Source organism: bacterium, from assembly GCA_037131655.1.
Classification (GTDB): Bacteria; Armatimonadota; Fimbriimonadia; order Fimbriimonadales; family JBAXQP01; genus JBAXQP01.
In genome coordinates this window covers 1-9,192 of the sequence record JBAXQP010000090.1, presented here as the reverse complement: position 1 = coordinate 9,192, position 9,192 = coordinate 1, and the positions used below count along the sequence as shown (strand labels likewise).

Below are 9,192 nucleotides of genomic sequence, written 5' to 3'. Positions count from 1 at the left end.
CACCGCTTTTCTTTCAATTTGGCCTTGAGTTGAAGAGGAAATGTAGGCATTATCAACCGCTCGCGCAGTAACGGTAAAGCCGAAAAGTCGAGTGGGGCCAATAACTGAACTTCTGCCAGGTTGAACATGCATCAACATAGTCGTTTGTCCACCGGCAGGAATAACCACTCGCTCAGATTCAAATTCGAAAATGCAGACGTCTTCCGGGTCCGATGCAAACAATTGAAGCGTCAGCTCCGTGTTGCCCAAATTGGAAAGCGTTAATTCGTATTCCACCGTTGACCTAAAAAAACTAGCCGTCCCACGCTTAGGGAGTAGCTCAGTAGTCAGCAGGTGAAATGCCGGAATGATAAGAGTGCCCTGAGCGATGCTGGTACTGCCCGTCTCAAGAGAACGCACCCTGACAATAAACGGATAAACTCCGGAACGGCTTTCACTGGTACGTGGAGGCTTGAAAAGAATTCTTTCCTTTTTTTCTTCCCCCGATTCGACCGTAAATGCAGGCACTGGAATGGCATACCATTCCATATCAATGCCTTCTATTTCAACTTGAAACCGGTCTGGCTCGGTCCCAGGATTTTTTATACAAACGGTAAGCTGGACTGTCCCGCCCGGCTCAACCCTTAATTCTTCACTGGAAAGTTCAATGTTGACGTTGTTAGTCATGAACGTAATTCCTTCGGTGTTTATAATGAATGTTCGTTACAGAAGCTAATAATAATATTCGCCGCTGCTCTGATTCTTCCTGCCAAATCTCACGCATACTCACTGCAATAATTATCCTAATCCATGCTCAGCGCCCGATAGCACATGGCTTTGGCCTGGGAGAAGGTCAATAATATTCATACCAACCAAATAGCGGCTTAGGGCTCGGAATTCCTGCGGAGTTCCTGTAAGCGAATCGAAAGTATCGTGATGCATCGGGATAACATTGTTGCATCCCAATAGCTGGCACGCGTAAACAGCTTCCCGTGGCGACATAGTGAAGCGATCTCCAATTGGAAGCATCGCAAGGGCCGGCCTGTAAATTTCAGCGATTAGCTTCATATCACTAAAAACAGCTGTGTCGCCTGCATGATAAAAGGCGGTATGGTTCTCAAGTGTTACGACATAACCACAGGCATGTCCGCCATAAGTCAGGTTGCCATCCGGCTCGATGATCCCACAACTGTGATCGGCGCGAACCATCGTAATAGCAATACCATCAACTTCAAATGTGCCGCCGAGGTTCATAGGCACAAGATTTTCGACCCCTTTGTTCTCCAGCCATTTACATAGCTCGAGAATCGCTATAACCTTGGGCTTATACTTTTGAGCTAAGACTACAGCATCTTGGATATGGTCATAATGGCCGTGAGTACAGAGCATGTAGTCCATTTGATCGAATTCTTTTTCGCTATCAGGACATGCCGGATTGCTTTGCACCCATGGATCTATTAATATAACTTTGCCGCCTGGTGTCTCGACACGAAACGTTGAATGGCCGAGCCAGGTAAAACGAGCGCTCATGCGTTCGACCTCCTGTCGCTATCATCACGATATGCTAATGGTACACCGCAAAGCGTTCTAATTTCAAGGAACCCCCTCCCGTCACCCAAGCTTTATTGCTAATTAGTGCGTATTTTCGGAAATTAAGACAAACTTAAACTCGATGCTTCGGTAGCAGAGCGAAGCGCCGCTGCCGAAGTTTTTCTATCTAACCAATCGTCTAATCCTGAGTAGGCCTTAAGGCCGTAATGACATTAAAGGGGTATACCTTTCGCCTCTATCTCTTTGGCAATCTTACGTTGGGGGACAGCCATGGGATAGCCTTCTAGGCTTTTGAGGGGAACCCACTGGCATTCTGCGCACTCGATAGGGTGAGGCTCGCCCGATAGATAGGCGCATTGGATACCCCAGAGGGTAATGGAGTGATAGGTGACGTTGTGTTTGATGGTAATTATTAATTTTACAGGTTCAACTTTGACACCGGCTATTTCATGAGCGGCTCTGACGGCGGCTTGTTCTGAAGTTTCACCCTGTAATCGGGCAACCCTGGGAAATTCCCATAAGCTAGCCCATAAGCCCTGTGGAAACCGCTTAGTCAGCAGCGTCTCAACCCCACGAAGAACCACCGCCGATACTTCAACAACACTAATACTCTTTTTGCCAACCCCTAGCTCAGGTAACTGCTCTTGAAGCCCTTCCAAGTTCGCAATGCATTCTTTTCCCATGGGACATTGGGCACATCGGGGGTCGTTGGGGAGGCATATGGTTGCGCCCAACTCCATGAGCGCTTGATTAAAATCACCGGGGGCCTCATAGGGAATGAGTTCATGGGCCAACTGCCAAATGGCCTCATGCGGTTTTCCCTTTGAAACATCTCCCCGCACGCCAAAGACACGCGATAAAACCCGTTGGACATTCCCATCGACAACAGGCTCTTGCTCCCCAAAAGCGATGCTGGAGATAGCGCCCGCAGTATAACGGCCAATCCCGGGTAATTCCCGGAGCCTATCCGCTTTGGTTGGGAGCGCACCGCCGTAATTGGCGATGATATCCTGAGCAGCTTTATGCAGATTTCGTGCCCGATTATAATAACCAAGCCCTTCCCAAACCTGAAGCACCGCCTCCAGCGGAGCAATTGCCAATGCCTCTAAAGTAGGAAATCGCTGCATAAAACGCTGATAATAAGCGGTTACAGTCGAAACCTGTGTCTGTTGAAGCATGATTTCGCTCACGAGGATGGCATAGGGATCGTGACTATCTCGCCAGGGCATCTTGCGCTTGGTGGCTTGATAGTGCTTGAGAAGATTTTTTTGAATCGCTTTTTTTACAGCCGAATCAATCATTTCCGATTAAGTATGGCAATAGCAGCATTAAGAATGGCAGCGAAGCTCACCCACAAAATATATGGCAGGAGAATGAAACCCGCAACTTGTGAGATTTTAAAGAAAAGGATGATACTCACCAAGATAGATGCCCAAAGCAAACCTATCTCAACAAGCGCTCCCATTGGAGATTTTAACCCAAAGAAAATAATCGACCAGAGGGCATTCAACAGTAATTGAACACCAAAAGCGATGAGCGCATATGACTTAAGCTCTGGGTTCGATTTACTCTGCCAGACCAGATAGAGCGCAATCCCCATTAGGAGATAAAGAAGTGTCCAAACCGGCCCAAAAATCCAGTTCGGGGGGTTAAATGAAGGCTTTTTTAGCGTCTCATACCAAGCAGGAATTGCCGACATCGTAAAAACGCTCCCGATAACACCCGCAAGCTCGCAAACCAAAACTGCCGAAATGAGTTTCCACCAATTTATAGAGGTCATATTAATCTATACGTTGGATTGCTATTGCCCGTCACCTACGAGATTATTCAATGCTGCTATCGGGTCGTCGGCTTCGGTTATGGCTCGGCCTACCACCAGATAGCTTGCTCCATTTGCGATTGCCTCATGAGCGGTAGCGATGCGCTGTTGGTCATGAGTTGTGCCACCGGCAGAGCGTATGCCTGGGGTTACGATGACGAACTGATCTCCGACAACCTGGCGGATGCTAGAGGCCTCATGAGGAGAAGCGACTACCCCGTCAAGTCCCGACTCTTGCGCCAGCTTTGCTAGTTCAATAACTTGAGTTTTTAGTTGTCGTTCTACTCCGAGCTCATTGCGGAGAGCCTCTTCGTTAATGCTGGTCAAGACGGTCACGCCAACTACCAGCGGAGGATGATTTGAAGACTGGGCGGCATTAGCGGCAGCTTCCATCATGGCTTGCAAGCCACTCGTATGAATTGTGAGCATCCACACCCCATATTGGGCTGCCGTTTTAACGCCCAGCGCAACACTGTTGGGAATATCATGAAATTTGAGATCGAGGAAAATTCGCTTGGCGCCTTCATCCTGCAATCGAGCGATAGCGCTCAGCCCATTCGCTAAAGTGAGCGCCTGGCCGATTTTGAAGGCGTCAATATGCCCCCGAAGCTTTTTAATAGTTCCGATTGCCTCCTCGATATCCGAGGTATCCAGCGCAACAATAATCTTTTCTTTCATAATCCCCTACCGCCAATTCCCATATTGCCCATTGTTGTTCAGAGCCTGAATCCCATGTTAATAGACTACCGCATACAGAACCAATTGCGTAATATCAAAGTCATGCGATTATAAATCCAATAAGTATTCAACTGACCTACACTTTAGGTTATATGGGGGGGGGGATATACGCAAAAAATCCGACAATGCTATGCCCGCAACTATTCACAATTTTACGAGCGTCTGGGGGCAAGCCCCCAGACCCCTTTGAGAGTCAAACTGTAAAGCGGAAAGCTGAAATTACGGAGTCCTGGCACAACGGAAACCGTGGCCGAGGTAACGGTACGTCGGAGCGAGGCGGTGGACGCAGCGGAAGTAATCGTAGGAGTCGTTGAGCCACGAACCCCCGCGCCACACATGAGTGCCCTCAAAACTTCTGCCAGCTACTTCGAACGTCACCGCCCCTGATGGGCCGGTCGGGTTTTTGGTCGGTGTAACCATGTAGTAGTTCGGATCATACCAATCCGCACACCACTCCCATACATTCCCCGCCATATCCATACAGCCATAAGGGCTTACACCGGCAGGATAGCTTCCAACTACATAAGTACTCTTTAACTCTTTCCCCACGCTGTTCGCACACTTCGAGACATCCCAATCATTACCCCACGGGTATGTTCTTCCATCGGTTCCTCGTGCCGCTTTCTCCCACTGTGCTTCAGTTGGCAAAGCGACACCAGCCCACTTCGCATAGTCTGCTGCATCCTGCCATGACACCATCACCATCGGGTGATTCTCTTTCCATCCCCAATCTGGAGCTTTCGGCAATGACCTTTTCGTCGCCTCACAGAACTTACGGTACTGCGCCACCGTTACTTCGTACTTATACATCCAATAGCCATCCAAGTGCACCTTGCGCTGTGGTTTCTCAGCATCAAAAAAGGACTTGAGAATCTCCTGGTATTCCTTCGGCAACTCTTTCAGTGCGGCGGCGGTCTGCTCATCCGTGCTGCCCATTGTAAACTCCCCAGCGGGAACCCACACCATCTCAGCGCCGTCTTTTGGGTTAATGAGCACGTCACCTAGCTTTGGGTCTGGCTTGCCACATCCGATAATACCCATCGTCAAAATCGCGATTACTAATATCCATACTGTTCTCATCTAGGTCCCCTCCATTTTTCTGACCTAAACCCTACTCTTCTCCGTAGAATACCCATATTCCTTCTTTTCAACTAGCGGAATTTTCGCAATCCTCTTCTTTAACGAAATACCACTGATCAATCCACACAAATGCTCATAGCCCCACACTTTATTTCTGATAGTGGTAAAAATTGAGGGGTTAGAAGGAAGTATTAAGATTATTCGTAAGCCTACTTATACCTGGTAGAGTTGACAGCTTAAGGCGCGAATGCTACACTTAGGCTAGGAGGATATTCATGACGCGTGCACTGGTTACCGGCGGAGCCGGTTTTGTTGGATCCCATCTCGTAGATCGCCTTCTTAAAGAAGGATGGCAAGTGGTTGTGCTCGATAACCTGATTACAGGCAGCACAGACAATATCGCTAGCCACATGGGCGATCCGAATTTTTCTTTTATTAAATATGACGTTACCGAATACCTTTTCGTCGACGGTCCTATTGATTTTGTGTTTCACCTGGCATCACCGGCCAGCCCTATTGATTTCGTTAGATATCCCATCCAAACCTTAAAAGTTGGCGCTCTGGGCACCCATAAAGCTTTGGGGTTGGCAAAGGCAAAAAAAGCGACATTCCTTATCACTTCGACTTCAGAAGTTTATGGCGATCCGGCCATTCATCCTCAACAAGAAGATTATTGGGGCAATGTCAACCCTGTCGGCGTTCGAGGGGTCTATGATGAGGCAAAGCGTTTTGCTGAAGCAATGACGATGGCTTATCATCGCTATCACGAGCTTGACACCCGCATCGCGCGTTTGTTCAATACTTATGGCCCGCGAATGAGAATGGATGACGGCCGCGTGGTGCCTAACTTTATCGCCCAAGCCTTGAGAAATGAACCGCTCACCGTCTATTCTCCTGGCGATCAAACACGTAGTTTCGGCTATGTTTCGGATGTCGTTGAGGCTCTATGGCGTTTGGCCAACAGCAATTACAACGATCCGGTCAACATCGGCAATCCCGATGAGTATACGATGCTCGAATTCGCCAATATTATCAAAGAACTGGCCGGAAGCAAGAGTGAGATCGTCTTCAAAGAACCGGTCACCCCGGATGACCCTCAAAGGCGAAGACCGGACATCACCCGTGCGCGGACCGTATTGGGCTGGGAACCGAAGGTCAAGCTAGAAGACGGCCTTAAGCAGACCATCGAATACGCACGAACACGCCTTAATTTGAGTTCAAAGTAGAACTAACATCATCGAGAGGGTAAATGAGCGAAAGCCTGAAGCCCGTTAAGACAACCGTTGCAGATGTCGTGGCGCTAGTGGAAAAACTAGCGCCGCCTGTCTATGCGCTCCCTAATGACCCTATCGGCTTACAGGTCGGTTCACGTTCAGCGGTTGTTAATAAGGTCATGGTCGCATTAGATGCCACCCCAAAAACTGTTGCCGCAGCCTCATACCAAAACGCTCAATTGCTCGTCACGCATCACCCTCTCATCTTCCGTCCTTTACAAAGCATTTCGTTTGATGATCCAATTGGTGAAGCCGTTCAGTCATTGTGTGAACACAAGATAGCGCTTTTTTCGGCTCATACCAATCTCGATATTGCGCCGGGGGGAGTTAATGATGCCCTCGCCGAAGCTCTAGAGCTTATCGAAGTACGCCAACTCGGTGGTGAGATTACGCCTCATCAGTATAAAATCGTTACCTTCATACCGGAGGGAAATGCGTCCCGTTTAATCGATGAAATGGCGGCAGTAGGAGCCGGGGTTGTCGGCGAATATAAACGATGCGCTTTTTCACAACAGGGTACAGGCACTTTCGAAGCGCCTCCCGATTCCCATCCTCATATCGGCCATGCAGGCAAGAGGGAATCCGTCAGCGAACTGCGAATTGAAATGGCAGTCGATGAAATCCACTTAAACGATGCAATTGAAACCCTCAAGCGTGTTCACCCCTATGAGGAACCGCCTTTTGATGTATATCCGTTAAAGCCGATGTCGCAGATGGGAATAGGCCGGATAGGACGGTTGCCAAACCCAATACAATTGTCTGAATTCGCCAAGATTGTCGGCAAGGTTCTCGACTATGAGCCAATCCGGTATTGGGGAGCGGACCACACTCTAATCCGGTGCGTTGCGGTTGTTGGTGGTTCCGGTGGGGACTATCTCGCCCAGGCCAAGCATGCAGGAGTTGATGTTTTGGTGACCGGTGAAACTCGCCATCATCACACTTGGGAGGCTATCGCCAGAAAGATTGCCCTAATTGATGCCGGCCATGGCCCAACCGAAATGCCCGGAGTTAAAAAGCTAGCGGATTACCTAAAAGAACACCTCGAACCCCGCCAGGTGACGGTGGAATTGATATGAGCGCCAACCGCCTTGTTCTCGGGGATAATCTCGTCCTCATGAAGCAACTCGAGTCCGAAAGCATCGACCTCATCTATTTTGACCCCCCATTCTATAGCGGCAAACACTACAATTCAGACGGAAAGCGAGCCTTTAGCGACGTATGGAAGAATGGCTTGGAAGAGTATCTAAAGTGGCTCAATAGCCGCCTCATTGAAGCCAAACGCCTCTTGAAACCCAGCGGCAGCCTCTATGTCCACCTTGATTGGCATGCGGTTCATTATGTGAAGGTCGAGATGGACAAAATTTTTGGCTATGACAACTTTGTGAATGAGATAATCTGGTCTTATCGCACGGGCGGCGTGACCAAACGCTACTTTGGACGAAAGCACGACACGATCCTTCTATACCAAGTATCAGACAAGCGCAAGTTCAATGTCATCCCTGAGAAATCTGTCCAATCCCACCACTACGGTTATAAAAACGTGCCCTACTACATTGATGAAGAGACCGGTAAGCAATATAGATACGCCCAACCCAGAGATGTTTGGGAACTCACATTGGGCACCGGCACCAACGAACGAAACGGTTACCCCACTCAAAAACCCGAAGGCTTGTTAGAAAAGATAATTCTCGCAAGCTCCGACGAAGGCGACTTAGTGGCTGATTTCTGCTGCGGAAGCGGCACCACCCCTGCTGTAGCCCAACGCCTAAACCGTCGATTCTTAGCCTGTGATCACTCCCCCCAAGCACTCCAAATAACCCAAAACCGCCTAAAAACCCACGGCGCTGAGATGTCTATCGAGACGATTTAAGGGGAATAGGGAACGAAAACTAAGAAATGGGTTTTCTGTGGTTGATTTCGTTCATAATTCTATCGGTTTGCATGAAGATAACCAAAAAAAGAGGAATTATAGGACACTATCTCGAATAAGCCTATAACAATTTAAATTCGGGGATTTAGGGAAGGAATAGGGAAAATTATGCATGAAGAACGAACAGATGAAATTCGAGCTTTAACGCTCGAGTTATATCAGCAGGGAAAAGTTGAAGAAGTAATCCAAAAGTTACTGGAAGCCGGCAAGTTAGTCGAAGATGATTACGATCTTCAGACGATGTTGGGTGCTTGTCTTTCGAAACTCAACCGTAACGACGAAGCGGTTGAAGCTTTCAAACGGGCTTTATCTCTTCGTCCCAGCATCGCTCAAGCCTTTTATAACCTGGGTGCTCAATATGTAAAGATGGGGAAAAAAGACGATGGGCGCCTGCTTATTATGGAAGCGCTGCAATGTGATCCCAAGCATGCTGGCGCGGCAGGATTGCTGGAGAAAATCGGCACGGAAAAAGAGGGCGAAGCTCACGTAATAATGGAATGGGAACGAAGCTCGGGTGCTAAAGATGCCGGTGATGTGCTTCCGACCCAACCCTCATCAACTCCTCCTCCGGTATCAGGTGCTCGTCCTTCTGAGCAATCTTCACCTGACACAAAACCACCCGCTCCCAGCCAGGCGCCTGCCTATCCAAGAAGCTATACACGGCCGGAAGAGCCCAAAAGCAGCTCATCCGCCCCTCTGATTATCATTAGCCTCCTGGTCATCCTAGCGCTTGCTGCAGGCGGTGTCTGGTACTTCATGTTCAGAGTAAGCGCACCAGAAAAAACAGTTCTGAATATGATCGATGCCATTGACAAAAAAGA

The 9,192-nt window shown here is 48.7% G+C and carries 10 protein-coding genes; 4 read left to right on the top strand and 6 right to left on the bottom strand.

The genetic code is table 11. The features are described from left to right. The 6 genes from WCO51_05855 to WCO51_05830 form a co-directional block, all read right to left on the bottom strand. Positions 1 to 666: hypothetical protein (locus WCO51_05855; GenBank protein ID MEI6512782.1), on the bottom strand; the 666-nt coding region annotated here is incomplete at its 3' end. 111 nt (positions 667 to 777) lie between these two features. Then, positions 778 to 1,509, bottom strand: coding sequence for a metal-dependent hydrolase (locus WCO51_05850; protein ID MEI6512781.1), 732 nt, complete (start codon positions 1,507 to 1,509; stop codon positions 778 to 780). 233 nt (positions 1,510 to 1,742) lie between these two features. After that, positions 1,743 to 2,831: an A/G-specific adenine glycosylase gene (gene mutY, locus WCO51_05845; protein ID MEI6512780.1), complete on the bottom strand. Its 1,089-nt coding sequence runs from the start codon at positions 2,829 to 2,831 to the stop codon at positions 1,743 to 1,745. Beyond that, positions 2,828 to 3,310 carry a TspO/MBR family protein gene (locus tag WCO51_05840; GenBank protein ID MEI6512779.1) on the bottom strand — a complete coding sequence of 161 codons (483 nt, stop codon included), beginning with the start codon at positions 3,308 to 3,310 and terminating at the stop codon, positions 2,828 to 2,830. The genes mutY and WCO51_05840 overlap by 4 nt, the downstream gene beginning before the upstream one ends. Before the next feature lie 21 nt (positions 3,311 to 3,331). Then, positions 3,332 to 4,027 carry an orotidine-5'-phosphate decarboxylase gene (gene pyrF / locus WCO51_05835; GenBank protein MEI6512778.1) on the bottom strand — a complete coding sequence of 232 codons (696 nt, stop codon included), beginning with the start codon at positions 4,025 to 4,027 and terminating at the stop codon, positions 3,332 to 3,334. 279 nt (positions 4,028 to 4,306) lie between these two features. Continuing rightward, entirely contained in the window at positions 4,307 to 5,167 is an 861-nt protein-coding gene (locus WCO51_05830) for an SUMF1/EgtB/PvdO family nonheme iron enzyme (GenBank protein ID MEI6512777.1), read from the bottom strand. A gap of 275 nt (positions 5,168 to 5,442) precedes the next feature. On the opposite strand from WCO51_05830, the gene WCO51_05825 reads away from it, so the two are divergent. From WCO51_05825 to WCO51_05810, 4 genes are all read left to right on the top strand, one after another. After that, positions 5,443 to 6,393 carry a UDP-glucuronic acid decarboxylase family protein gene (locus tag WCO51_05825; GenBank protein ID MEI6512776.1) on the top strand — a complete coding sequence of 317 codons (951 nt, stop codon included), beginning with the start codon at positions 5,443 to 5,445 and terminating at the stop codon, positions 6,391 to 6,393. Positions 6,394 to 6,416: 23 nt separating this feature from the next. Continuing rightward, positions 6,417 to 7,517 (top strand): Nif3-like dinuclear metal center hexameric protein, encoded by a 1,101-nt coding sequence (locus tag WCO51_05820; GenBank protein MEI6512775.1) that lies wholly within the window; start codon positions 6,417 to 6,419, stop codon positions 7,515 to 7,517. Beyond that, positions 7,514 to 8,311 (top strand): site-specific DNA-methyltransferase, encoded by a 798-nt coding sequence (locus WCO51_05815; GenBank protein MEI6512774.1) that lies wholly within the window; start codon positions 7,514 to 7,516, stop codon positions 8,309 to 8,311. The genes WCO51_05820 and WCO51_05815 overlap by 4 nt, the downstream gene beginning before the upstream one ends. A 168-nt stretch (positions 8,312 to 8,479) precedes the next feature. Then, a partial coding sequence (locus WCO51_05810; GenBank protein MEI6512773.1) for a tetratricopeptide repeat protein occupies positions 8,480 to 9,192 on the top strand: 713 nt, incomplete at its 3' end.

Coding starts and splice junctions, on each gene's coding strand:
- WCO51_05815 (MEI6512774.1), top strand. CDS start 7,514: ATGAGCGCCAACCGCCTTGTTCTCGGGGATAATCTCGTCCTCATGAAG.
- mutY (MEI6512780.1), bottom strand. CDS start 2,831: ATGATTGATTCGGCTGTAAAAAAAGCGATTCAAAAAAATCTTCTCAAG.
- WCO51_05825 (MEI6512776.1), top strand. CDS start 5,443: ATGACGCGTGCACTGGTTACCGGCGGAGCCGGTTTTGTTGGATCCCAT.
- pyrF (MEI6512778.1), bottom strand. CDS start 4,027: ATGAAAGAAAAGATTATTGTTGCGCTGGATACCTCGGATATCGAGGAG.
- WCO51_05850 (MEI6512781.1), bottom strand. CDS start 1,509: ATGAGCGCTCGTTTTACCTGGCTCGGCCATTCAACGTTTCGTGTCGAG.
- WCO51_05820 (MEI6512775.1), top strand. CDS start 6,417: ATGAGCGAAAGCCTGAAGCCCGTTAAGACAACCGTTGCAGATGTCGTG.
- WCO51_05830 (MEI6512777.1), bottom strand. CDS start 5,167: ATGAGAACAGTATGGATATTAGTAATCGCGATTTTGACGATGGGTATT.
- WCO51_05840 (MEI6512779.1), bottom strand. CDS start 3,310: ATGACCTCTATAAATTGGTGGAAACTCATTTCGGCAGTTTTGGTTTGC.